24 protein-coding genes and 1 pseudogene are annotated in these 24,334 nt (G+C 63.3%); 19 read left to right on the top strand and 6 right to left on the bottom strand.

Annotation, left to right across the window (positions count from 1 at the left end):
- The first annotated feature begins 54 nt into the window (after positions 1 to 54).
- The gene (locus ACMHLQ_RS05810; protein ID WP_415403848.1) at positions 55 to 405 is read left to right on the top strand and encodes a hypothetical protein; all 351 of its coding nucleotides are present in this window, start codon (positions 55 to 57) and stop codon (positions 403 to 405) included.
- Positions 406 to 498: 93 nt separating this feature from the next.
- On the opposite strand, the gene ACMHLQ_RS05805 is transcribed toward ACMHLQ_RS05810, so the two are convergent.
- A complete protein-coding gene (locus ACMHLQ_RS05805) occupies positions 499 to 708 on the bottom strand; it encodes a DUF1127 domain-containing protein (protein WP_415403847.1) in 210 nt (69 codons plus the stop codon).
- Between the two features lie 361 nt (positions 709 to 1,069).
- On the opposite strand from ACMHLQ_RS05805, the gene ruvC reads away from it, so the two are divergent.
- The 4 genes from ruvC to ACMHLQ_RS05785 are packed head-to-tail and all read left to right on the top strand — an operon-like array spanning position 1,070 to position 3,942.
- Entirely contained in the window at positions 1,070 to 1,612 is a 543-nt protein-coding gene (gene ruvC / locus ACMHLQ_RS05800) for a crossover junction endodeoxyribonuclease RuvC (protein ID WP_415403846.1), read from the top strand.
- Positions 1,609 to 2,268, top strand: coding sequence for a Holliday junction branch migration protein RuvA (gene ruvA / locus ACMHLQ_RS05795; protein ID WP_415403845.1), 660 nt, complete (start codon positions 1,609 to 1,611; stop codon positions 2,266 to 2,268). Before ruvC ends, ruvA begins: the two co-directional genes overlap by 4 nt.
- 3 nt (positions 2,269 to 2,271) lie before the next feature.
- On the top strand, positions 2,272 to 3,306 hold the full coding sequence (gene ruvB / locus ACMHLQ_RS05790) for a Holliday junction branch migration DNA helicase RuvB (RefSeq protein ID WP_415403844.1): 1,035 nt from the start codon (positions 2,272 to 2,274) through the stop codon (positions 3,304 to 3,306).
- 12 nt (positions 3,307 to 3,318) lie between these two features.
- Positions 3,319 to 3,942, top strand: coding sequence for a hypothetical protein (locus tag ACMHLQ_RS05785; RefSeq protein WP_415403843.1), 624 nt, complete (start codon positions 3,319 to 3,321; stop codon positions 3,940 to 3,942).
- Between the two features lie 174 nt (positions 3,943 to 4,116).
- On the opposite strand, the gene ACMHLQ_RS05780 is transcribed toward ACMHLQ_RS05785, so the two are convergent.
- Positions 4,117 to 4,563, bottom strand: a complete 447-nt coding sequence (locus tag ACMHLQ_RS05780) for a universal stress protein (RefSeq protein ID WP_415403842.1) — start codon at positions 4,561 to 4,563, stop codon at positions 4,117 to 4,119.
- Between the two features lie 393 nt (positions 4,564 to 4,956).
- Between ACMHLQ_RS05780 and ACMHLQ_RS05775 the strand changes: the two genes are divergently transcribed.
- The 14 genes from ACMHLQ_RS05775 (at position 4,957) to folD (ending at position 18,896) form a co-directional block, all read left to right on the top strand.
- Positions 4,957 to 5,757 (top strand): hypothetical protein, encoded by an 801-nt coding sequence (locus tag ACMHLQ_RS05775; RefSeq protein ID WP_415403841.1) that lies wholly within the window; start codon positions 4,957 to 4,959, stop codon positions 5,755 to 5,757.
- A 145-nt stretch (positions 5,758 to 5,902) separates the two neighbouring features.
- Positions 5,903 to 6,295: a YbgC/FadM family acyl-CoA thioesterase gene (locus ACMHLQ_RS05770; protein ID WP_415403840.1), complete on the top strand. Its 393-nt coding sequence runs from the start codon at positions 5,903 to 5,905 to the stop codon at positions 6,293 to 6,295.
- A 99-nt stretch (positions 6,296 to 6,394) separates the two neighbouring features.
- Complete coding sequence (gene tolQ / locus ACMHLQ_RS05765; protein ID WP_415403839.1) at positions 6,395 to 7,090, top strand: protein TolQ; 696 nt, start codon at positions 6,395 to 6,397, stop codon at positions 7,088 to 7,090.
- A gap of 1 nt (position 7,091) precedes the next feature.
- The gene (gene tolR / locus ACMHLQ_RS05760) at positions 7,092 to 7,562 is read left to right on the top strand and encodes a protein TolR (RefSeq protein ID WP_415403838.1); all 471 of its coding nucleotides are present in this window, start codon (positions 7,092 to 7,094) and stop codon (positions 7,560 to 7,562) included.
- 3 nt (positions 7,563 to 7,565) lie between these two features.
- Entirely contained in the window at positions 7,566 to 8,672 is a 1,107-nt protein-coding gene (locus tag ACMHLQ_RS05755) for an energy transducer TonB (RefSeq protein ID WP_415403837.1), read from the top strand.
- An 11-nt stretch (positions 8,673 to 8,683) separates the two neighbouring features.
- Positions 8,684 to 10,006, top strand: a complete 1,323-nt coding sequence (tolB, locus tag ACMHLQ_RS05750; protein WP_415405235.1) for a Tol-Pal system beta propeller repeat protein TolB — start codon at positions 8,684 to 8,686, stop codon at positions 10,004 to 10,006.
- Positions 10,007 to 10,094: 88 nt separating this feature from the next.
- Entirely contained in the window at positions 10,095 to 10,616 is a 522-nt protein-coding gene (gene pal, locus ACMHLQ_RS05745; protein ID WP_415403836.1) for a peptidoglycan-associated lipoprotein Pal, read from the top strand.
- 24 nt (positions 10,617 to 10,640) lie between these two features.
- Entirely contained in the window at positions 10,641 to 11,465 is an 825-nt protein-coding gene (locus ACMHLQ_RS05740; protein ID WP_415403835.1) for a tetratricopeptide repeat protein, read from the top strand.
- A gap of 3 nt (positions 11,466 to 11,468) precedes the next feature.
- The gene (gene tilS / locus ACMHLQ_RS05735; RefSeq protein WP_415403834.1) at positions 11,469 to 12,716 is read left to right on the top strand and encodes a tRNA lysidine(34) synthetase TilS; all 1,248 of its coding nucleotides are present in this window, start codon (positions 11,469 to 11,471) and stop codon (positions 12,714 to 12,716) included.
- Positions 12,717 to 12,794: 78 nt separating this feature from the next.
- A complete protein-coding gene (ftsH, locus tag ACMHLQ_RS05730; RefSeq protein WP_415403833.1) occupies positions 12,795 to 14,714 on the top strand; it encodes an ATP-dependent zinc metalloprotease FtsH in 1,920 nt (639 codons plus the stop codon).
- 104 nt (positions 14,715 to 14,818) lie between these two features.
- The gene (locus ACMHLQ_RS05725; RefSeq protein ID WP_415403832.1) at positions 14,819 to 15,430 is read left to right on the top strand and encodes an MOSC domain-containing protein; all 612 of its coding nucleotides are present in this window, start codon (positions 14,819 to 14,821) and stop codon (positions 15,428 to 15,430) included.
- Positions 15,431 to 15,710: 280 nt separating this feature from the next.
- Positions 15,711 to 17,387, top strand: a complete 1,677-nt coding sequence (locus ACMHLQ_RS05720; protein ID WP_415403831.1) for a formate--tetrahydrofolate ligase — start codon at positions 15,711 to 15,713, stop codon at positions 17,385 to 17,387.
- A 113-nt stretch (positions 17,388 to 17,500) separates the two neighbouring features.
- Positions 17,501 to 17,977 carry a hypothetical protein gene (locus ACMHLQ_RS05715; RefSeq protein ID WP_415403830.1) on the top strand — a complete coding sequence of 159 codons (477 nt, stop codon included), beginning with the start codon at positions 17,501 to 17,503 and terminating at the stop codon, positions 17,975 to 17,977.
- Between the two features lie 16 nt (positions 17,978 to 17,993).
- Positions 17,994 to 18,896 carry a bifunctional methylenetetrahydrofolate dehydrogenase/methenyltetrahydrofolate cyclohydrolase FolD gene (folD, locus tag ACMHLQ_RS05710; protein WP_415403829.1) on the top strand — a complete coding sequence of 301 codons (903 nt, stop codon included), beginning with the start codon at positions 17,994 to 17,996 and terminating at the stop codon, positions 18,894 to 18,896.
- Here the strand turns inward: folD and pdeM are convergent.
- From pdeM to ACMHLQ_RS05690, 4 genes and pseudogenes are all read right to left on the bottom strand, one after another.
- Positions 18,893 to 19,555: a ligase-associated DNA damage response endonuclease PdeM gene (gene pdeM / locus ACMHLQ_RS05705; RefSeq protein WP_415403828.1), complete on the bottom strand. Its 663-nt coding sequence runs from the start codon at positions 19,553 to 19,555 to the stop codon at positions 18,893 to 18,895. The genes folD and pdeM overlap by 4 nt on opposite strands.
- A 74-nt stretch (positions 19,556 to 19,629) precedes the next feature.
- Positions 19,630 to 22,068, bottom strand: a complete 2,439-nt coding sequence (locus ACMHLQ_RS05700; RefSeq protein ID WP_415403827.1) for a ligase-associated DNA damage response DEXH box helicase — start codon at positions 22,066 to 22,068, stop codon at positions 19,630 to 19,632.
- A gap of 170 nt (positions 22,069 to 22,238) precedes the next feature.
- On the bottom strand, positions 22,239 to 23,027 hold the full coding sequence (locus ACMHLQ_RS05695; protein ID WP_415403826.1) for an NAD(P)-dependent oxidoreductase: 789 nt from the start codon (positions 23,025 to 23,027) through the stop codon (positions 22,239 to 22,241).
- Positions 23,024 to 24,330, bottom strand: a pseudogene (locus ACMHLQ_RS05690) (ATPase). Before ACMHLQ_RS05690 ends, ACMHLQ_RS05695 begins: the two are co-directional and overlap by 4 nt.
- Between the last annotated feature and the right edge of the window lie 4 nt (positions 24,331 to 24,334).

The following is a 24,334-nucleotide window of genomic DNA, read 5'->3' as shown; positions in this document are numbered from 1 at the left end:
GCACCGTGATCCTCGAAACTGGTGGGGGCCGTTTCGAGATTTAACGAGGCTGCCATGGTTGAAACACAAGCTCATTTTAACAAGCGTCTGAGCACGCTTGGCCGCAAGCACGCGGCTCTTGCCAACGGCTACTCCACCAAGGTGGGGCGCGACGGGTTGATCGTCGTCAAGGCCAAACGCTCCAAGCGTTCGCGCTTCTTCCCGCTCAAAGGTTTTGCCGGGCTGGTGCTGGGGTTCTTCGTCTTCAAGGCGTTCATGCTCGCCTCGCTGGGCGAGATCACCTATAACGAACGCGTCGCCAAGCTGGAGCAAGGCACGCAGATCGAACAGGGCGGCGCCTACCTGATGCAGATCGACCCGGCCACGGCCTTCCTGTCCGGGTTCCTCGAGCCGCTGACCAAGTAAAACCACACGACCCTCCAAATGAAAAAGCCGCGAAGACCCGTACGGTCTCGCGGCTTTACCCGTTTCACGGGCACCGTTCCATGCTGGAAAGGCTTAGCGGCCGTTGGCCACGTCGTCGATGTCGCCACGGACCAGACCGATATCGTCCAGTTCACGATCCGTGAGCGAAGAGAGTGCGTTGCGGGTCACGCGGGCGTCGTTCCAGGCCACAACTTGGGCGACCAGTTTGGCAACGAAGCCTTTGAATTGGCCTGCAACGGGCGCAGCGCCATATGCGGGGCGGGTGGTGTCGAAAGCAGCCATTGCAGCAGTCCTTTTATCGATGTGTCAGCGCCGAACCATTCGGCGTTGTGCTGCGCATTTAGGCAGCAAAAGAACATCCGACAAGCGGTGAAAAATCATATGTGCTATGCAGTTTTTGCATGACTCGAATTCGTGGTTAACCCGCCGTAAAATATGGCAAAATCTTGCCCTCTGTCATGTCGATTTTCGACATCTCAATGGCGTTTTCCTCCCTGATCCGCGCGCCATCGTCGCGCAAGGGACAGCCCATGTCGTAAACGACATGTCGCGGTTAACACTTGGCGGATGTTCGCCTTTCGTGCTAATCCGTTGAAAAAGCCATAACCGCATCAGGCGGAGGCAGCGGGCGAGGGCAGAAAACATGCGAATTTTAGGGATCGACCCCGGTCTGCGCCATATGGGCTGGGGCATCATCGACGCCGATGGCCCGCGATTGCGCCATGTGGCCAATGGTGTGTGCAACTCGACAGGCGATGATCTGGCCCAACGCCTGCTCAGCCTGTTCAATCAACTCAGCACTGTCATTCGCGCGCATTGCCCCGACACCGCCGCCGTCGAACAGACATTCGTGAACAAGGACGGCGCAGGCACCCTCAAACTCGGGCAGGCCCGGGGCATCGCGATGCTGGCGCCAGCGCAGGCGGGGCTGAGTGTTGGGGAATATGCACCCAATGCGGTGAAAAAGACGGTCGTGGGCGTGGGCCATGCCGACAAACGGCAGGTGGCGCACATGGTCGCCGTGCAACTGCCCGGCGTTGATATCGCAGGACCGGATGCGGCTGACGCCTTGGCCATCGCGATTTGTCACGCGCATCACGGGTCGGGCCAACGCACCCATGATCTCGTCGCCACAGGCGGCCTTGCCGCGGCCATCGCGCGGGCCGAAGCACGGGCGCGCGCATGATCGGCAAGCTCACCGGGCGCATCGACTACCGCGCAACCGATCACATCCTGATCGACGTGCAGGGGGTCGGATACCTCGTCTATTGTTCTGAGCGGACATTGGCGACCCTTCCCGGTGTCGGCCAGGTCTGCGCGCTGTTTACCGACCTCGTGGTGCGCGAGGATTTGATGCAACTCTTTGGCTTTCCCACGCTGGCGGAAAAGGAATGGCATCGCCTGTTGATGTCCGTGCAGGGGGTGGGGGCCAAGGCCTCGCTGGCCATTCTAGGCACGCTCGGCACCGATGGTGTCAGCCGCGCCATCGCGCTGGGGGATTGGAACGCGGTCAAGGCCGCCAAGGGGATCGGCCCCAAGATCGCTCAGCGCATCGTCCTCGATCTCAAGGACAAGGCCCCCGGCGTCATGGCCATGGGCGGCACAGTCGCGCAGGCGCTTGGGGATGCCCCGGCGGCTGTCGACGACGCCGTGATCGAACCGGTGGTTGTTGCCGCACCCCCATCCTCGGCCCAGGCCGATGCGCTGTCCGCCCTTGGTAATCTGGGCTATGCCCCGTCCGACGCCGCCTCTGCCGTGGCGCAGGCCGCGGGCGAAGCGCCCGATGCCGACACCCCCGCCCTGATCCGCGCAGCGCTCAAGCTGCTGGCCCCGAAAGGATAGGGGATGAGCGACGCCTCCGACCCCACATTGCGCGCCGATGCCTTGCCCGAGGATGACGCCACCGCCTTTGACCGTGCGCTGCGTCCACAGCTTCTTGAGGACTTCGTGGGTCAGGCCGAGGCGCGCGCCAACCTGCGCGTCTTTATCCAGTCCGCCAAGCAGCGCGGCGAGGCGATGGACCACACCCTGTTTCATGGCCCCCCCGGCCTCGGCAAGACGACTCTCGCGCAGATCATGGCGCGCGAGTTAGGGGTGAATTTCCGCATGACCTCCGGCCCCGTGCTGGCCAAAGCGGGCGATCTGGCCGCGATCCTCACCAATCTCGAGGCGCGGGATGTGCTGTTCATCGACGAAATCCACCGTCTGAACCCGGCGGTCGAAGAGGTGCTTTATCCCGCGCTCGAGGATTTCGAACTGGACCTCGTGATCGGAGAAGGGCCCGCCGCGCGCACCGTGCGCATCGAATTGCAGCCTTTTACGCTGGTCGGTGCCACGACCCGGATGGGCCTTTTGACCACGCCGCTGCGCGACCGTTTCGGCATCCCGACTCGGTTGCAGTTCTACACCGAGGATGAATTGTTCACGATTGTTGAACGCAACGCACGCAAGCTCGGCGCACCCGCCGACGAGGGCGGCGCCCGCGAGATCGCCAAACGCGCCCGCGGCACCCCCCGGATCGCCGGACGGTTGCTGCGCAGGGTCGTTGATTTTGCTGTGGTGGACGGCGATGGCCGCGTCACCCGTGACCTCGCTGACGCCGCGCTGACACGGCTTGGTGTGGATCATCTGGGGCTCGATGGCGCAGACCGGCGCTACCTGTCGCTGATGGGCGAGCATTATGGCGGTGGACCCGTGGGTGTGGAGACGTTGAGTGCCGCGCTGTCGGAAAGCCGCGACGCGCTGGAAGAGGTGATCGAGCCCTACCTGCTGCAGCAGGGCCTGATCCAGCGGACCCCGCGGGGACGGATGCTGGCCGCGCGCGCGTGGCGGCATCTGGGGCTGGACGCCCCCCGCACGCGCGATGATCTGTTTGACTGAAGGGGCCGGGCCATGACGGCGGACGACATCGAAGCGCTGTTTACCCGTTCGGGCGGCGACTATGCCTTCGCCCGCTGGGGACGCCCGCTGGCGCCCGTGGTGTTCGGCGTTGAAGACGCGACGCTGGGGGTGATCAAGGGCGCGGTTGAGGCCGTGTGCCAACTGGCCGGGCACGAGGTGGCCGAGACGGACCCGGAGCTCGGCAGCAACTTCATGTGGTTCTTTTTCAAGGACTGGACGGAGCTGCCCGAGGTGCCAGGCTTGGACCGCTTGGTGCCGGACCTCGGCCCGCTGGTGGACCGTCTCAGGCAAGCGGATGCGAACCAGTACCGCATCTTCCGCTTTGACGAGGCAGGCGCGATCAAGGCCTGTTTCGTATTCCTGCGCATGGACAAGCACCTGTCCAAAGTGCCTGCGGAAACGCTTGCGTTGAGCCAGGTGGTGCAGTCCATTTTGTTGTGGTCTGACCTTGCCTTTCGCGACCGGTCCCCCCTTGCCGTGGCGGGCGAGGCGACGGTGCTGCGGCCCGACATCGCGGCGCTGATCCGCGCGGCCTATGATCCGGTGATGCCGGGGCAGGCGGATGATGCCTCTCATGCGCTGCGGTTGAGTGCGCGGGTGGGGCGTACGGTGTGATCTGTCCCCGCGGGGACAGGCTGTGCGCTATCGTCACGGGAAATTAGCCTGTCTGACTTCCGCGCGTCCAATCAAGGGGATGCGTGGCGGGACGGTGGGGCAGGGCGATCTTAAGACATGTTACCGTAAGCTGGCGCCGAGGACGGGCGGTCGATCCGGCCCGCCCCCAACCCTTCAGACAACGGACAGACAGGCGCATTCGGCAAGGTGATTGACCCGCTGCGTGGTGCTGCCCTGCACCAGCGCGCCCACGGTCCCAAGACCTCGCCGCCCGGTCACGATCAGGTCGCCCCCGACCTCTTTGGCGTAGGCCACGATGTGATCCGCGGGATCGCCGACCTCCATATGGGTGCCCGTGATGGTCTGATCATATTCACCCGCGATGGCTTTGCCCGCATCGAGGATCTTGTTGCCGGCGGTTTGCACCTCTTGCGGCGAGGGCATGGTGCTGACGGCGTGGTATCCCGCCACCGCCCCCAGCGCAAAGGCCACTGTCTGGGGTTGGGGCGTGTGCACGAGGTGCAGATCCGAGCCATATTTCCCCGCCAGATCGCATGCCAGACGCAGCGCGGTGTCAGATGTTTGCGACCCGTCAAGACCGACGACAATAGTGTGAAACATCTCAAGTCCTCCGTTGATTGAGAGGGTCGTACGTTAACGACTTGATGGGAATGGGGGCTTGATCTGGGTCAATGGCTGATCCGAGGTCGACTGGGTGCCTGCGCAACAGGCGCGCCTTTTCCGACTGTCAAATGCCCCGGCATGGCGCTTGTGCTTTGTTTTTGGCGCAAAAAACGGACATAGAGACGAATGAAAGCAAATCGGCGCACCCCACCGGGCCTCTGCAACGGCATGGCGCATGTTTCCTGTTCCCTGGATGTCGGGGATGCGCAGAGGCGCAATATGCCGGAGGCGGTCGGGCATGCCCTCTACTTGTTTAAACGATTTGTTAGGATTGGCGGTCTATCCCGAATGGCACCTGACACCAGAGTGCGGGCGGTTCATCTGGAGGGCTTGAAAATCGGCAAGTGCTCTGGAAACCCCGTGGCCCGGTTCCTGTTTGGCCTCACATTGTGTGTTCTGGCAACGGTTTCAGGGCAGTCCCGCGCATTGGCCGAGGATGTTTCGGTTTGGGTCTATCACAACTTTCCCCCCTATATTGTCGATGCATCCGAACAGCGCGGGCTGAGTTATGATCTTGCGCGGATGCTGACCGAGATGTCGGACGGTCAGTATGATTTTCGCGTTGTCATGCTGCCACGGCAAAGGCTGAACCAGCGCTTGTCGTCGGGGGAACCGGGGATTGTCCTGTGGGCCAACCCGGCCTGGTTTGCGGATATGGACCGAACCAGGTTTCGATGGACAACGCCGATCCTGGGCGACACGAACGTGGTGATTTCCCCGAAGGCGGATGCATTTGAATATGACGGGCCGCAGTCGCTGTCGGGCATGACCATGGTTGGGGTCAGGGGCCACCGGTATCAAGGTGTGGAGGGGTTGATCGAAGACGGGTCTGTCGAACGGATCGACGTGCGCGCCGAACGCAACCTGGTCCAGTTCATTGCCAGTGGGCGTGGGCGCGTTGCCATTGTTGCAGAGTCTGCCGCGCGGTATTTCGTGCAGGAGCTGGAGTTGGAGGACCGGGTCCATTTCTCGGATATGTTCCATGCCCGCTATCAACGTCATGTCATGGTGCAGCCGCAGCTGGAGGCTGTGCATGCCTTTGTCAGCGGTGCCGTTTCGGATTTGAAACGCGCGCAGGACTGGGTGGACGTTGTTGAAACATATGGGTTGGACGCGGATGTGCTGCCCTGATCGGTAGGCATGATCGGTCTGCGATGGCCACGACGTCCTGAGTGCATGTGCGCCGCATTCAGGCACATTCGGTGTTGCGGCCGCCCCGGCTTGCCCAGCGGGTGAGCGCGTGGTTAACAGGCCACGTCCCTGTTGCGAGGCCATCATGACCCCACATCGTTTTCCGCTGACTGTTTATTACGAAGACACGGATATGGCGGGCATCGTCTATTACGCCAATTACCTGCGCTATATCGAGCGGGCCCGGTCCGAGATTGTCGAAGAGGTGGGCGTGGATCAGAATGCGATGCGCGCCGATGGCATCGTCTTTGCCGTCACGCGGGTCGAGGCGGATTACATCGGTTCGGCCCGGTTAGGGGATCGGCTGGAGGTGGTCACAACCCACCGCGCGGCCAGTCCGGTGCGCTGGACCTTTGATCAGGAGGTGCAGCGCGACGGGGCCGTGATTTTCCGGGCGCATGTGGTTGCCGTGGCCATGACAACGGCGGGAAAACCCACCCGTCTTCCCGCGGAAATCCGCGCAATCTTCGCAAAATAAGGCGATTCTGACGCCGAAGTGATAGCTTTCCCCTTTGCCGTGCCCTATGCTGGCGCGCAATAAGGGCCTCAAAAATGGCCCATAGCAAAGAGCAGGCAGATGGAAGCAGAAACCCTCGCCCTGGCACAGGAGATTGATTTCTCGCTGTGGGGGCTTTTCGCACGTGCCACCCTCGTCGTGAAGCTGGTGATGATCATGTTGATCGTCGCCTCGTTCTGGGCCTGGGGCATCATCATTCAGAAACTGATCGTCTATCGCCGCGCCCGGGCCGAGGCGGAGCGGTTCGACCGCGCCTTTTGGTCGGGCGAGCCCCTGGACGGGTTGTTCGAGCAGATCGGGCCGGACCCCAATGGCGCGGCCGAGAAGGTCTTTGCCAGCGGCATGATCGAGTGGCAGCGGTCGCACCGCGATGACGGTGGTTTGATTGCCGGTGCCACAAGCCGGATTGATCGCAGCATGGATGTCGCCATCACCAAGCAGGCTGAGAGTTTGCAGGGTGGGCTGACTGTGCTGGCCACTGTCGGGTCCTCGGCCCCGTTCATTGGTCTCTTTGGCACGGTCATCGGCATCATGAACGCCTTTATCGAGATTGCAGAGCAGCAGAACACCAACCTCGCCGTTGTCGCCCCCGGCATTGCCGAGGCGCTCTTGGCCACGGGGCTGGGCCTGTTGGCTGCCATTCCTGCCGTGATCTTCTACAACAAGCTGAGCGCGGACAGTGATCGCATCGTGGCGGGGTATGAGGCCTTTGCCGACGAGTTCGCCACCATCCTCAGCCGCCAGTTGGACGGCTGACATGGGCGCGGGTGTCATCCAGAAAGAGGGCGGCAAGCGGCGGCGTCGAGGCGGTGCGCGCACGCGGCCCATGTCCGAGATCAACGTGACGCCCTTTGTCGATGTGATGCTGGTGTTGCTCATCATCTTCATGGTGGCCGCCCCGTTGTTGACAGTGGGCGTGCCTGTCGAGTTGCCCAAAACGGCTGCGGGTGCCTTGCACGCCGATCAGGAGGAGCCGCTGACTGTCACCATCACCGGGGCGGGCGCGGTGCAGATCCAGACCACGGATGTGGCGCGCGACCAGTTGGTTGTCCGTCTGCGCGCCATTGCCGCCGAGCGCGCGAGTGACCAGGTGTTTTTGCGTGCCGATGGCGCGGTGCCTTATGCGCAGGTGATGGAGGTCATGGGTGCCCTGAACGCGGGTGGCTTTTCCAACATCGGTCTGGTGACGGATATTGGCGGGCCGACGCTGGACGGCGAGGGGCAGTAGCTCGTGAACACCGGGCAGGTCATATCGGGGATCGGCCATGTGGGTCTGATCGGCTGGGTCCTGTTTGGCGGGACCTTCCAGTCCGAGCCGCTGCCGTTCGAGGTGACCGAGGTGTCGGTGATCTCGACCGATGCGTTCGAGGCGTTGCTGAGCCCGGCGCCCACGCTTGATCCCTCGACCGAGGTGGCCTTGCCCGCCCAGCCCGAGGTGGCCCCTGATCCTGTAGACACCCCTGTGCCGGATGAGACGGTGGCGGTGGAGACGCCCGAGCCTGCGCCTGAACCGGAACCCGAGACATTGCCCGAACCGCCCGCACCGCAGCCTGACCCGGATGTGGCGGACGTCGCCCCCGAACAGCCCCAGCCGCAAGAGCAGGTCGTGCTGGTTCCCGAGATCGCGCCGCGCCCGATCCCGCGCCCGTCCGAGCGTGTCGCGCCCGAGGCCGTGACCCCGCCCGAACCCGAAGCTGCGCCGGATGACGTGCAGCAAGAGGCCGTGACCCCGGACGAGGGCGCAGAGACCCCGGCCGAAGAGCAGGAAGCGACCGCGCCCGAGGAAGCTGCGACGGAGATCGTGACCGAGGCGGAAGAACCTGCAAACGCGCCCAACACCTCGCTACGCCCGCCTGCGCGCCGCCCGAGCGCACCGACACGCACCGCTGAGGCACCGGAGCAAGAGACCCCTGAACCGACTCCGGCAGCCCAGCCCGAAGACACCACGGCGGACGCCGTCAATGACGCCCTGCGCGAAGCCTTGGGTGGTGGAGAGGAAGAGGTGCCGCAAGGCCCGCCCCTGTCCGCTGGGGAAAAGGACGCGTTGCGCGTGGCCGTCTCAAGCTGCTGGAATGTCGGATCGCTGTCGTCGGAGGCGTTGCAGACCACCGTCGTGGTTGCCGTCGACATGACCCAGGACTCCAAACCCATCACCGCGTCCATCCGCATGCTGTCCAGCTCTGGCGGTTCGACAGCGGCGGCAAAGCAGGCATTCGAGGCCGCGCGCCGGGCCATTATCCGCTGCACGCGCGACGGCTATGGCCTGCCGGCTGAAAAATACGGTCAATGGAAAGAGATCGAGATGACGTTCAATCCCGAAAGGATGCGTATCAAATGATGTATCGCATGATGTTCCCGATAGTCGCCGCCGTGCTGGCCCTGATGGCCGCCGCCACCCCAAGCGCCGTTTTGGCGCAAGGTGGGCCCCTCAGGATCGAGATCACCGAAGGGGTGATCGAACCCTTGCCCGTGGCGGTGCCCGACCTAGTGGCCGAAACCCCCGGCAGCGCCGAGATGGGTGCGCAACTGGCCCGCGTCATTGCCGCGGACCTGACCGGCACCGGGCTGTTCCGCGAATTGCCCGCCAGCGCCTTTATCAGTCAGGTCAGCGATTTTGGCGCGCCCGTGCAATATGCCGACTGGAAGGCGATCAACGCGCAGGCGCTGGTGACGGGTGCCGTCACCGTGTCGGGCAATACGATCAACGTGAAATTCCGCCTCTATGACGTGTTTTCCGGGGCCGAACTGGGCGAGGGGCTGCAATTTGCAGGCACCGTCGATGGCTGGCGGCGCATCGCGCACAAGGTTGCGGATGTCGTTTACAGCCGCATCACGGGCGAGGGCGGGTATTTCGACAGCCGCGTCGTGTTCGTCAGCGAAAGCGGGCCGAAGGCCGAGCGCCGCAAGCGTCTGGCCGTCATGGATTATGACGGGGCCAATGTGCAGTACCTGACGGGGTCGGAAGCCATCGTGCTGGCCCCCCGTTTCTCGGCCACGGGCGACCGTGTGCTGTATACCTCTTACGAAACAGGCTTTCCCCGCATCTATGTGCTGGACGTGGGCAGCGTGCAGCGCCGTGTGCTGGAAAGCCAGCAGGGCGTGATGAGCTTTGCCCCCCGGTTCTCGCCCGATGGCCGCACGGTGGTCTATTCGCTGAGCCAGGGCAGCAATACCGACATCTTTTCCATGGACATTGCCAGTGGCGCGGCGAACCGTCTGACCAATGCGCCCTCGATCGAAACGGCCCCCAGCTTCAGCCCCGATGGCAGTCAGATCGTGTTTGAAAGCGACCGGTCGGGCACACAGCAGCTTTATGTCATGGCATCCAGCGGCGGTGAGGCGCGGCGCATCAGCTTTGGCGAGGGGCGCTATGGCACGCCCGTGTGGTCGCCGCGGGGCGATCTGATCGCCTTTACCAAGCAGTCCAAGGGCCGGTTCCATATCGGTGTGATGCGTGTGGACGGGTCGGAAGAACGTCTGCTGACCGCCTCGTTCCTTGATGAGGGGCCGACCTGGTCGCCCAATGGTCGCGTGATCATGTTCGCCCGCGAGACCCAAGGGGCCGCTGGCCGCTCGACCCTCTATTCCGTCGACATCACGGGCCGCAATCTGCGCCCCGTGCGTACCCCCGATGGCGGGTCTGACCCGTCCTGGGGCCCATTGCAGCGCTAGGCATGCGTTTTCATAGCGCGGCGTTCGTGATACATATTCGTTAACGACCAAGAAATTTGGCGCGATAACCCAAGAGAGGCATGAGCCCATGAAACTGAAATCTTCCATTTTGATGCTGTGTGCGGCCCTAAGCGTGGCCGCCTGTACCAACCCTGATCGCTTTGGCGGAGGTGAGGCCGGTGCCGGCACCGACGCGCTGGGCGCAAACGGCGGCATCGTGCCCGGCAGCGCATCCGATCCGGCCTCGCCTGCCTATTTCCAGCAGGCGGTTGGCGATCGGGTGCTGTTTGCCGTTGATCAATCCGCGCTGACGCCCGAGGGCCGCGCGACACTGGATGCGCAGGCCGTGTGGCTGTTGCAGAACGCCGATTTCACGGCCGTGATCGAAGGCCACGCGGACGAGCAGGGCACGCGCGAGTACAACCTTGCGCTGGGCGCCCGCCGCGCCGATGCGGCCCGCGCCTATCTGCTGAGCCAGGGCGTCCAGCCCAGCCGCTTGCAGGTTGTCAGCTACGGTAAGGAGCGCCCCATCGAGGTGTGCAGCGAAGAGGCCTGTTATGCCAAGAACCGCCGCGCGGTCACGGTATTGGCGGGCGGTCTGACCAGCTAGGTCAGAAGGTAAGGGGAACGGTATATGGTGCGCTTTGGTTTCGTTTTTGCGGTGGCGCTGGCCCTGGTGGGCCCGCGTGTCGCAGTCGCGCAGGATGCGGGCACATTGGCTGACATCCGGCAGGAATTGACCGTGCTTTATGTCGAGGTTCAGAAGCTGCGGCGCGAGTTGTCCACGACCGGTGGCGCGGGATCGAATGTGGGCGGTGCGACATCGCTGGATCGTCTCAATGCGATCGAGTCCGAGTTGCAGCGTCTGACCAGCAAGACCGAGCAGTTGGAGTTTCGCATTGACCGCGTGGTGAGTGATGGCACCAACCGTGTGGGCGATCTGGAGTTCCGCCTGTGTGAACTGGAGGCGGGCTGTGACATTGCCACCCTGGGCGACACGCCCACATTGGGCGGTGGTGCGGCCCCCGCGGTGGCCCCGGCTGCCAACCCGACCCCCCAACCCGAAACGCAACTGGCGACCCAGGAGCAGGCAGATTTCGAGCGGGCGCAGGAGGCGCTCGCATCCGGTGACTTTCGCGCCGCCGCGGACCAGTTTGCGACCTTTAATGAGACCTACCCGGGCGGACCGCTAGCCGTCGAGGCCGAGTTGCGCCGGGGCGAGGCCCTTGAGGGGCTGGGCGATGTGCGTGAGGGCGCGCGCGCCTATTTGCGGGCCTTTTCGCTGGAACAGCAGGGCGAGAACGCTGCCGAGGCGCTGTTTCGCCTTGGGGCCGCTTTGGGCCGTCTGGGCCAGACCACCGAGGCCTGCGTGACCCTGAGCGAAGTTGCCGTACGCTTTCCCGGGTCGGATTCGATCCCGGATGCGGATGCGGCCATGCGCAATATCGGCTGCGTTTAAGACATGATTTCCCCGCTGATCGCGGCTGTCGAAGCGCAGCTGTCCGGGCGGCCGCCGGAGCGTTTGGGCGTTGCGGTGTCGGGGGGCGGGGATTCCGTGGCATTGCTGTCTGTGATGGTCGAATACGCCCGCACCCACGAGATCGAGCTGCATGTCATCACCGTGGATCACGGGTTGCGCGCGGAGGCCCGCGAGGAAGTCGCGCTGGTCACCGACATGTGCGCCCGCTGGGAGCTGCCCCATCACGTCGAGTACTGGACCGGCTGGCAGGGCGAGGGGAACTTGCAGGCCTCGGCGCGCGACGCGCGCTATGAGCTGATCGCGGACTGGGCCTATGGCAACCAGATCGGGCATGTCGCTTTGGGCCACACTGCCGACGATCAGGCCGAAACGTTTCTGATGCGTCTCGCGCGCGGGTCCGGTGTCGACGGGTTGAGCGCCATGGCCCCCCGCACCGTGCGCTTTGGCATCACCTGGATTCGTCCGTTCCTGCGCATCGAACGCTCGGCCCTGCGCAGCTACCTGCGCGCCGCGCAGCTGGAATGGTGCGAGGACCCCAGCAACGAGAACCGCGATTTCGAGCGGGTGCGCGTGCGCGACGCCCTGACCGTGCTGGGCAGCCTCGGGGTGCATACCGACACGCTGGTCGATGTCGCCCACCACATGAGCCAGGCCCGCGAAGCGCTGGATTGGCAGACCTTTCTGGCGGCGCGCGACATCACCACGATGGTGCAGGGCGTCGTCGCACTTGATCTGCGCAAGTTTCGCATGTTGCCGGAAGAGATCGGGCGCCGCCTGCTGGTCCATGCCCTGACCTGGACCTCCAGCAGCGTCTATCCGCCCCGCGGACCGGCTGTCGCCCGCACGCTCGAGGCTGTGCGCGCGGGGCGCGGCGCCACGCTTGATGGCTGCCAGATCCAGGTCAAGGATCACATCGTCTGGGTCTTTCGCGAGTTGAGCGCGCTGGAGGACGTGATTTGCGAAGTGGGTGACTTGTGGGACGACCGCTGGCTCGTCACAGGCCCCGAGGATGACCCCGATCTGGAAGTGCGTGCCCTTGGCTATGACGCACTGACCGAGATCGAGAACTGGCGCGCTGTCGGACTGCCGCGCGCGGCCCTCGCCGCATCGCCCGCAGTGTGGTATGATGGGCAACTCGTCGCGGCCCCTGCCATCGGGAATGATCCGGAATGGCGCGCCGAAGTGGATGGGGGGCATGATGCCTTTTTCGCCGCACTTTTATCGCATTGAACCTGCGGCCATCCTCTCTATCTTAAGGGTAACGCCGTAGGCTCTGGCCTGACGGCTGTCTGTATTGGGAGAATTTCCTTGGGAAATGCACGTAATATCGCCTTTTGGGTTGTTCTGTTTCTGCTGATTCTGGCGCTGTTCAACCTGTTCGGCGGGTCAGGAAACACGCTCCAAAGCCGCGAAATCAGCTATTCGGAGTTCGTGGACGCGGTCGAGGACGGATCGGTCAGCAACGTCACGCTGGACGGCGAACAGGTGCGGTTCCGCCGTGGGTCCGAGGATTTCGTGACCATCAAGCCCGAAGATGCCGAAGTGACCGACCTGCTGATCGCCAACGACATTCCCGTCCGCGCCGAACAGCAACAGCAATCGGGTTTCCAGACATTCATCGTTTCGCTTCTGCCCTTCCTGCTGCTGATCGGCGTCTGGGTCTATTTCATGAACCGGATGCAGGGTGGCGGCAAAGGCGGCGCCATGGGCTTTGGCAAATCAAAGGCCAAGATGCTGACGGAAAAGCATGGCCGCGTGACCTTTGACGACGTGGCTGGCATCGACGAGGCCAAGGAAGAGCTGGAAGAGATTGTCGAATTCCTGCGCAACCCGCAGAAATTCTCGCGCCTTGGCGGCAAGATCCCCAAGGGCGCGCTGCTTGTCGGCCCTCCCGGTACTGGTAAGACGCTGCTGGCCCGCGCCATTGCGGGCGAGGCGGGTGTGCCGTTCTTCACCATTTCGGGCTCCGACTTTGTCGAGATGTTCGTGGGTGTGGGCGCGTCCCGTGTCCGTGACATGTTCGAACAGGCCAAGAAGAACGCGCCTTGCATCGTATTCATCGACGAAATTGACGCCGTGGGTCGCCACCGTGGCGCCGGATATGGCGGCGGCAATGATGAGCGTGAACAGACCCTCAACCAGTTGCTGGTCGAAATGGACGGGTTTGAGGCGAATGAGGGCGTGATCATCATCGCCGCGACCAACCGCAAGGACGTGCTGGACCCCGCGCTGCTGCGCCCTGGCCGGTTTGACCGTCAGGTCACCGTGGGCAATCCAGACATCAAAGGCCGTGAAAAAATCCTGGGCGTACATGCGCGCAAGACACCGCTAGGCCCTGATGTTGATCTGCGCATCATCGCGCGCGGAACGCCCGGTTTCTCGGGTGCGGACCTCGCGAACCTCGTGAACGAGGCGGCACTGATGGCGGCCCGGATCGGGCGGCGCTTTGTCACGATGCTCGATTTCGAAAGCGCCAAGGACAAGGTGATGATGGGGCCTGAACGCCGCAGCATGGTCATGACGACCGAGCAGAAGGAAATGACCGCCTATCACGAGGCCGGGCATGCGCTGGTCGGCCACCTGCTGCCCAAATGTGACCCTGTCTACAAGGCGACGATCATTCCGCGCGGCGGCGCCCTTGGCATGGTGATGAGCCTGCCGGAGATGGACCGTCTGAACATGTTCAAGGACGAATGCCACCAGCGTCTGGCCATGACCATGGCGGGCAAGGCGGCAGAGATCCACAAATACGGCCCCGATTCCGTGTCCAACGGCCCGGCTGGCGATATCCAGCAAGCCAGTGCCCTGGCGCGTGCGATGGTGTTGCAGTGGGGGATGTCCGACAAGGTCGGCAATATCGACTACTCCGAAGCGGCCCAGGGCTATCAGGGCAACACGGCGGGTTTCTCCGTTTCGGCCAACACCAAGGAATTGGTGGAACAGGAAGTGCAGCGCTTTATCCAGGACGGGTATGAGTGGGCGCTCAAGATCATCACCGAAAACGAAGAAGAGTTCGAGCGCCTGGCCCAAGGGTTGCTGGAATACGAGACCCTGACCGGTGAAGAGATCGAGCGCGTGATGCGCGGTGACCCGCCCCACAGCCCCGATGATGAGGATGGCGGATCGAAGGTCGAAGACAAGAAGCCGAGCCTGACAGCCATTCCCAAGGCCAAGAAGAAGTCTGGCCCATCGGGCGATGGCGGCATGGAGCCGGAGCCGACGGCCTGATCCATTCACATTCCTGACTTCACGGTCACAAAAAGTCATTGGCCCCGCCGCGTGCGGGGCCTTTTTATATCCGCAGAACGACTCACACATGATCGGAGAGACGCATGCCCGCATTGACGCCCACATCATATACGGCCCGCATCACCTGGCTGGGCCGGGTCCAGCAGGATGGCGGCACGCTACGGTCCGAACCGCTGGAGCGGGTTGAGGCGACGCTGGACGGTTTTCCGCACGAGGCCCATGGCGGGCCGACCCGTCCCTCGTGCAGCCGGGTGCGCACGCAGTACCCTGTGGGTACGGAGATACGCAATGTGCGCCAGTTGACGATCCTGAGCGCGGAAGAGCTGGCGGCAACGGCCGAGGCGATGGGGCTTGAAACCATTGCGCCGGAATGGGTCGGGGCCTCGATGATCATCGAGGGCATTCCCGATTTCACCCATGTGCCGCCCTCTTCGCGGCTGATGTCGGACAGCGGTGTGGGCATCGCGATCGACATGGAAAACCGCCCCTGCATCTTTCCCGGCAAGGAGATCGAGCAGGAGGCGGCTGGCTTTGGCAAACTGTACAAACCAGCGGCCAAAGGGCGGCGCGGCGTGACGGCCTGGATCGAGCATGGCGGCGCGCTGACCGTTGGCGATACGTTGACGTTGCACGTGCCGGACCAGCGGGTGTGGGCGCATCGGGATGCGCCTTACGCGGTGGAGGCTGCCGAGTAAGGCGGAGGTATCCTCCGCCCCTGCGACAGTGGGGCTGGGCGCAGCAAGCTGCGCCTTACCCTCAGGGGCTGACTGCGTAAGGCGGACGTCTCGTCCGCCCTACCGCCGAGGCGCGAAACGTTGTTCGCGCTGCGGGCTGCCCGTTTCCGAAATGAAACCCGCGTGCCGCATTGGGCCGCTCAACATCGCTGAAATGTCGGAATCGCGCGCATGCCCTCTGGGCATGGGGCTGTATGCAGGCCACGACAGACCCACCCATCAGGACTTTGCGGGGAGCATCATGGCCTATAAATCCGACATCGAAATCGCGCGCGAGGCGCACAAGAAACCGATCCAGGAGATCGGTGCCAAGCTGGGCATCGAAAGTGCCGATCTGCTGCCCTATGGCCACGACAAGGCCAAGGTGAGCCAGTCTTTCATCAACTCGGTCCAGGACCGTGCGGATGGCAAGCTGATCCTCGTCACCGCCATCAACCCCACCCCTGCGGGTGAGGGCAAGACCACGACAACCGTGGGTCTGGGCGATGGTCTGAACCGCATCGGCAAGAACGCCTGCGTCTGTATCCGCGAGGCCTCGCTCGGTCCGAACTTTGGCATGAAGGGTGGGGCCGCCGGGGGCGGCTACGCGCAGATCGTGCCGATGGAAGAGATGAACCTGCACTTTACCGGTGACTTCCACGCCATCACTTCCGCCCACTCGCTCCTGTCGGCCATGATCGACAACCACATCTACTGGGGCAACGAGCTGGAAATCGACACCCGCCGCGTCGTGTGGCGCCGCGTGGTCGACATGAATGACCGTGCCCTGCGCCAGATCACCGCCTCGCTTGGCGGTGTGGCCAACGGCTTCCCGCGCGAGGCGGGTTTCGACATCACCGTGGCCTCCGAAGTCATGGCGATCCTCTGCCTCGCCAAGGACCTCAAGGACCTGCAAAAGCGTCTGGGCGACATGATCGTGGCCTATCGCCGCGACCGCAGCCCCGTCTTTGCCCGCGATATCAAGGCCGATGGCGCCATGACCGTCCTGTTGAAGGACGCGATGCAGCCCAACCTCGTGCAGACGCTGGAAAACAACCCGGCCTTCGTGCATGGCGGCCCCTTTGCCAACATCGCGCACGGCTGCAACTCTGTCATCGCGACCACCACGGCCCTGAAACTGGCCGACTACGTGGTGACCGAGGCGGGCTTTGGCGCCGATCTGGGTGCCGAGAAGTTCATGAACATCAAGTGCCGCAAGGCGGGCCTGGCCCCGTCGGTCGTGGTCTGCGTCGCCACCGTGCGCGCGATGAAGATGAACGGTGGCGTGGCCAAGGCCGATCTGGGTGCCGAGAACGTGGACGCGGTCAAGAAGGGCTGCCCAAACCTCGGGAGACATATCGAGAACCTCAAATCCTTTGGCGTGCCGGTCGTCGTGGCCATCAACCACTTTGTCACCGACACCGATGCCGAAGTGCAGGCGGTCAAGGACTTCGTGGCCGAGCAGGGGGCCGAGGCCATCCTGTCGCGTCACTGGGAACTGGGCAGCGAAGGGTCTGCCGATCTGGCCACCAAGGTCGCCGAACTCGCCGATGCGGGCACGGCAAACTTTGCGCCCATCTATCCAGACGAGATGTCGCTGGCCGACAAGATCCAGACCATTGCCAAGCGTATCTACCGCGCGGACGAGGCGCTGATGGATCAGAAGATCCGCGATCAGCTCAAGCTGTGGGAGCAGCAGGGCTATGGCGATCTGCCGGTCTGCATGGCGAAAACGCAGTACTCGTTCTCGACCGATCCGACCTTGCGCGGTGCGCCCACGGGCTTCTCCGTCCCTGTGCGTGAAGTGCGCCTGTCGGCCGGTGCCGGGTTCATCGTGGCCGTCTGTGGTGAGATCATGACGATGCCGGGCCTGCCCCGCGTGCCCTCGGCCGAGAGCATCCACCTGAACGACGACGGCCAGATCGAAGGGCTGTTCTAAGCCCACATCACAAGACCTGTCAGCCCCGTCACGTTTGCACGACGGGGCTGAAAACAAATTGACCCAGAAGCGCGCGATGATCAGCGTGGTCTCCAGAAACTGGAGGATATCCCATGACCAGACTGTTTGCCCTGCTGATCGCCCTGATTGTGACCACATCCGCGGCGACCGCCCAGGATCGTTATGAGGGCTATTACTATCCCGATGTGTCATCCCAGGAAGAGTTCACGCGCCTCATCCGCGAAGGGCCAGCCGCCAACAAGGGCGTGCGGGTCGAATTCGTGACCAACCTGACGGCGGCGCAACTGGCCGCCCCCGAAAGCCCGCGTTTCGTGTTCTTTGCCAAGGGGGCGGATGCCCGGCATCTGAACGTGATCGCGCTGGATGACGACGTGTTCAGCACGATCTATCGTGCCCGCGCCGTTCTGGCCCAGATGACATCGAACATGCGCAACAACGCGTTTTTCAAGGACCAGGGCCTGGAATTCGTCGCCACCTTTTACGACCTGCTGCAACTCATGGAATTCGACACGCTGGTGATCAGCGATGGCGAAACATGGGCGCATCAGGTGAACTTTTACCGAGACTGAAGGAGACCGGACTGACATGACCGCGACAATTATTGATGGCAAGGCCTTTGCGGCTAAAGTACGCGGTCAGGTGGCCGAACATGTGACCCGTCTGAAGGACGATCACGGCATCACACCCGGCCTTGCCGTGGTGCTTGTGGGCGAGGACCCGGCCAGCCAGGTCTATGTGCGTTCCAAGGGCAAGATGACGGTCGAGGTTGGCATGAACTCGATCGAGCACAAACTGGATGTGGATACGTCAGAGGCCGACTTGCTGGCCCTGATCGATGATCTGAACAACGACCCGGCCGTGCATGGCATTCTGGTGCAACTGCCCTTGCCCGGTCATCTGAACGAGGATCTGGTCATCAACTCCATCGCGCCGGCCAAGGATGTGGACGGGTTCCATATCTCGAATGTCGGTCTTTTGGGCACTGGCCAAAAGTCGATGGTGCCTTGTACACCGCTGGGGTCGCTGATGATGCTGCGTGACCATCACGGCAGCCTGTCGGGCCTCAATGCGGTCGTGATTGGCCGCTCGAACATCGTGGGCAAGCCGATGGCGCAGTTGCTGCTGGGCGACAGCTGTACCGTCACGATTGCCCATAGCCGCACCAAGAACATCCAGGACATCACCCGCACCGCCGATATCGTGGTCGCCGCCGTGGGCCGCCCCGAGATGGTGACAGGCGAATGGATCAAGCCCGGCGCGACCGTGATCGATGTGGGCATCAACCGCATCGATGCGCCGGAAAAGGGCGAGGGCAAGACGCGTCTTGTGGGTGATTGCCACTATGACAGCTGCGCCGACGTGGCGGGTGCGATCACACCCGTGCCCGGCGGTGTCGGCCCCATGACCATCGCGTGCCTGTTGGCCAACACGGTCACCGCCTGCTGCCGCGCCAATGGTCTGGCAGAGCCGGACGGCCTGACCGCTTAACGCGGCATGGGCACCTGGACCGGCTTGGCCCCGGTCAGGATGGCGCTGGCATCGGGGCGCATAAGCCGGGCCAGCACCGTATCATGGCTGCGCAAGCCGCCCGTGTAGGTGCCATAGGCCGGCAGGATCAGCCGGTCGCTGTCGATCAGGAAAGCGGGCCGCGAGATGGCCCGCGCCCGCGTTTGCAACGTCGCTTTGGGGTGGTAGTGCCCCGAGACTTCACCGCTGGACCCCGCTTTGGCGATGTGGCGAAAGGTGAGCGCGCCGATGGGCAGTTCGGCCAGATGGGTGCCGCCGAATTCGATGGGGCCGGGGTCGTGGTTGCCCTCGATCCAGACCCAACGGCGCCCGGCCTGTAGCCTGGTGATCCAGAGCCGTTCGTCTTCGGGCAGGGCACGGGCGGCGGCGAGGTCATCAAAGCTGTCGCCGAGGCACACAACTGTACGTGCGCCGGTCTGTTCGAGGTCGGAGGCCAGGCGATTAAGCGTGTCGCGAGTCTCGTAAGGCGGCAGCTGGCTGCCGCCACGCCGCGCGATCCGCTCGGACTTGCCCAGGTGCAGATCGGAGATACAGAGCAGGTTTTGATCGGGCCAGAACAGTCCGCCTGAGCCAAGCGCATGCAGGCGGGCCCCCGCCAGGGTCAATTCGATAACGTTCATAATTTGTTCTTAGTCTGCGCGGGCGCGATTTGGCCAGTGCAAAAGTAAGGCGGAGGTGTCCTCCGCCCCCCGTTTCAGAAGGGCACGCGCCATTCCCGTTTCTTGGGTTCTGGGGGCAGGCCCGCCGTGCTCATCAGCCGCTCGGCCTCTTCGGCGAGCAGTTTTTCCTCGGCCAGCCCCTTGATCGGCACGCGCCCGACTTCCAGCATCAAAGGCGCCGCCAGCGGCGTGACGCGGTTGTGTTCAATCAGGTCGATCCGGTCGCCGATGCGGGCGCACATCTCTTCGATCCGGCCAAAGTCGACGAGGCCGCGCATCGCCTCTTGCCGCGTGATGTCGAGCATGAGGTGGTCGGGATCGTATTTGGCCAGCGTGTCATAAAGGATGTCCGAACTGAACGTGGCCTGCCGCCCGGTCTTGCGGTTTGAGGGAAGGTTGCGTTCGATCAGCCCGGCGATGGTGGCCGATGCGCGGAAGGTGCGTTTCATCACCGCATTGCCTGCGAGCCACGTGTCCAACCCGTTGCGAAGGGCATTGATGTCGAATAGCGGTGCCGGATCGGTGATCTTGTCCAGCCCCCAGATTAGCGTGGCATAGTCCGTGGCAAGGAAGCCGAGGGGGTTGAGCCCCGTTTCCTCCATCCGCTTGGTGAGCAAAAGCCCCAGTGTTTGCATGGCGTTACGCCCGGCAAAGCCATAGACGGCGGTGTGAATGCGGTTGTCATGCGGAAAGCTTTCGATCAGCAGCCGCCCCGGTTCGGGCAGGCGCGAGACCTCGCGTTGCAGAGTCAGCCAGTCGGCGGTGTGGGGCGGCAGGTCGGGCCAGGTCTCCTGTTGGAACATCTCGATGATGCGATGGCTGAGCTGGGTGGAGGTGGCGAATTTGGTGCCCAGAAAGGTGGCGATCTTGGGCTTTTTGGCCGCGTCGCGGGTCACCTGCACGGTCATTTCGCGCAAAGAGTCATAGCGCACGATCTGTCCGCCGATCAGGAACGTGTCGCCGGGGGTGAGGGTAGCGGCAAAGCCTTCCTCGATCTCGCCCAAGGGCTTGCCGCCCCGGCCCTTGAAACGAACCTTGAGCGTGTCGGTGTCCTGGATCGTGCCGATATTCATGCGGATGCGCTGGGTCGCGCGTGGATCGCGCAATTGCCACAATCCGTCGGGGCGTTGCAGCAACCGCTGCCACTGATCATAGGCGCGCAGGGCGTAGCCGCCCGTAGCGCAGAAATCGAGGCAGGCGTCGAATTCTGCCCTGGTCAGCGCGCTGTAGACCCCGGCGCTGGTCACTTCTGCGTAGAGCGTGTCGGCGTGAAAGGGCCCGGCGCAGGCCGTGATCAGGATGTGCTGGCAGAGCACGTCGCGCGGCCCCGGTCCGCGCGGGTCGCCGTCAAGCGCGCCCGCTTTCACCGCGTCGAGCGCGGCGACGCATTCGACGACTTCGAACCGGTTCGCGGGCACCAGCAGCGCCTTGGACGGCGCGTTGTAGCGGTGATTGGCGCGCCCGATCCGCTGCACCAGCCGCTTGACGTTCTTGGGCGCACCGACCTGGATGATCAGATCCACATCGCCCCAGTCGATGCCAAGATCGAGCGTGCCCGTGCACACGATGGCCTTGAGCTGCCCGTCAACCATGGCCTGTTCGACCTTTTCGCGCTGCTGTCGGTCGAGGCTGCCATGGTGGATGCCGATGGGCAGTCCCTCATCATTGGCGAGCCAGATGTTGTGAAAATAAAGCTCGGCCTGCGCGCGGGTGTTGTGGAAGATAAGTGTGGTTTTATGGGCCTTTACCTGTTCGAGCACGGCAGGGATGGCGTACTTCCCGCCCGAGCCGGACCAGGGCGGGGCCTCTTCGGTCACCAGCATCTGGATGTCGGGGGCCGGGCCGGGATCGGCGTGCAGGATGTCGCAAGGATCAGGGTGCTTGGCCAGCAGGTGGGCGATGGCGGCGGGGTCCTCGACCGTGGCGGACAGACCCACGCGGCGCAGGTCGGGGCAGAGCGTTTGCAGGCGTGCGAGTGCGAGGAACAGCTGATCGCCCCGCTTGCTTTCGGCCAGCGCGTGGATTTCATCGACCACCACGCGCTTGAGGCCCGCGAACATGCGCGGTGCGTCCTCGTATGAGGTGAGCAGCGCGAGGGATTCCGGTGTGGTCAGCAGGATATGCGGCGGGTCGGCGCGTTGACGTTTCTTTTGCGTCTGCGAGGTGTCGCCGGTGCGGTCCTCGATCCGGATGTCGAGGCCCATCTCGTCCACGGGTGTGCGTAAATTGCGTTTGATATCAGAGGCCAAGGCCTTGAGCGGGGAGATGTAGAGCGTGTGCATCCCCTCGTGTAGTTGGTCGGCGAGGTCGACCAGCGTGGGCAGGAAGCCGGCCAGTGTCTTGCCCCCACCCGTCGGGGCGATCAGTAGCAGGGCGGGGTCACGCGACCGGTCGAGCATGGCCTGCTGGTGGGGGTGGATGGACCAGCCCTTGGCGGCGAACCAGTCCTGGAAGGTTTGGGGGAGGGTGGTCATGTGCCCAATGTAGCGGGCGATGCGCTGGGTGGAAGTGTCGGATTGGGGCGCTGCCCCAAACCCCGGCAATATTTTTGGAACAATGAAGACGGTCGGTGAGCCGTGCCTGATTTACCCAATATTCATTGACGTAAATGCTGTGTGGCGGGGTTAACGCAACGTGCAGTGGGCTAGCGGCGCGGGGTGAGGTTGCGAATTGCGCTCTGGATTGTTTCGGGCAGCGCCGTGTTGGCCCCGGGCGGGACGGCATCCAGCGCTGCGGCGATGTCCTTGACCAATATGCCGATGGAGTTGTTTGGCGCGTAGCCGTCGCGCGCAAATTCGATGTCGTGATAGCCTGAGGCCAGCCAGTTCTGTCCCGAGGACGTGTTGATGAGCCCCAGCAGCTTGTCCTGGTCAAGCTGCGCCTGATCCGCCCAGTCGAGCACCAGCCGGGTCATGGCCGTGTGCGAGGCGGCGAGCAGGTTGTTCAGAACCTTGGCCTGCATGCCCGCGCCGTAATCGCCCATGTGGTGGAAATGCTGGCCCATGAGGGCAAGGAGGGGGATCGCGTCGTCGATGTCACTCTGATCTCCGCCCAGCATGAAGGAAAGGGCGCGATTTTCGGCAGCCACCTGCGCACCGGACATGGGCGCGTCGATCAGCGTGATGTGACCGGGGATGCGCGCGCGCAGATCGCGCACATAGCGCGGCGACAGGGTGGAACAGATGAAGATGCGGCGCAGGTCGGGGGCCGTCTGGATCAGGTTTTGCTGATCAAACAGCAGCGCATCCGTTTCGTCCGTGTCGCGCACGACGCTGAACAGCGTTTCAAGGCGCGGCGCGAAGGCCATGATGTTGGTCGTGATGTGATCCGCGCCCTTGTCCACCACATCAAAGCCGCGGGCCTGTGTGCCGCCATCACGCAGGGCCGCCAGCATGGGTGCCCCCATGCGGCCACAGCCCGCCAGCCCGATCATTTGACGATATGTTCGTCCTTGACGAACATGTTGGCCCATGCGCGGTCGATCAGATCGGGGCGCATTTGCAGGGGGATGCCTTCGAAGTTACAGATCGCCACCATCTGATCCACGAGGAAGTTGGGCTGATAGTTGGCGTAGATGTTGTCGATGGTCGGGTACTTGACCTTGAGCAGGTGGATCAGCGCCTCTTCGTTCAGGGCCATCCCCTTTTTCTTGGCGACCATGGCAAAGATTTTCAGGAAGTTGGCCTGGTTCGGCCCGTCGATCTTGATCTTGAAGAAGATCCGGCGGAGCGCGGCCTGGTCAAAGATTTCATTCGGGTGGAAGTTGGTCGAGAAGACAACGAGCGTGTCGAAGGGCACCTCGAATTTTTCGCCAGATTGCAGGGCGAGGATGTCCTTGGATTCTTCGAGCGGCACGATCCAGCGGTTGACGAGCGCCTGGGGCGGTTCGGCCTGGCGGCCAAGATCGTCAACGATAAAGATGCCGCCGGTGGATTTGAGTTGCAGCGGGGCCTGGTAGGTTTTTGCCGTGGGGTTATAGACCAGATCGAGCATGTCGAGGCTGAGTTCGCCCCCGGTAATCACGGTCGGGCGTTCGCATTTGACATAGCGCTGGTCGTAGGGCGTGCGCTTGCGCAGCGAGGTTGTGTCGGGTGCTTCCTCTTGCGCGACCATGTGCACGATGGGGTCAAAGACGGTGATCACCTGGCCTGCATATTCGATGGCGCGGGGCACATAGACATTGTCACCCAGCGCGTCGCGGATGCCGTTCGAAATCGAGGATTTGCCGTTGCCGGGGGGCCGTACATCAGGATCGAGCGCCCGGCCGAGACGGCGGGCCCAAGTTGGTCGAGCAGATCATCGGGCAGCACGAGGTGGCCCATGGCCCCCGTCAATTGCTGGCGTGTGACCATGATGTTGCGGATCGACTGGCGCTTGACCTGTTCGCGGTAGACGTCGAGCGGGACGGGCATGGCGCCGAAATATTCGGACTGGGACAGCGCGTCGAGCGCGCGGGCCTTGCCGCCATCTGTCAGCTGATAGCCCATTTCGTTGCCATTGTTGGCGTTGAGCGTGCCGGTCGCCTCCATCAGCCGCTGGTCACGGCACATGTCGATCAGTTCCTGCACCACCGGGATCGGCAGGCACAGCGCCGGGGACAGGTCGGACACCATGTCGAGATTCTTGCGGAACACCGTTTTCAGCAGGATGTCGCGCATCATGACGACAGGCAATTTCATGTCCTGTATCCGCTTGGGCGCGGGGGGTGCAATCACGTCAGAGACTTGCATATTCATGTGG

The sequence above is a fragment of the Tateyamaria algicola genome, from assembly GCF_047715485.1.
Classification (GTDB): domain Bacteria; phylum Pseudomonadota; class Alphaproteobacteria; order Rhodobacterales; family Rhodobacteraceae; genus Tateyamaria.
Note: the sequence above shows the minus strand (reverse complement) of the source record. Positions and strands in the feature narration are given on the sequence as shown.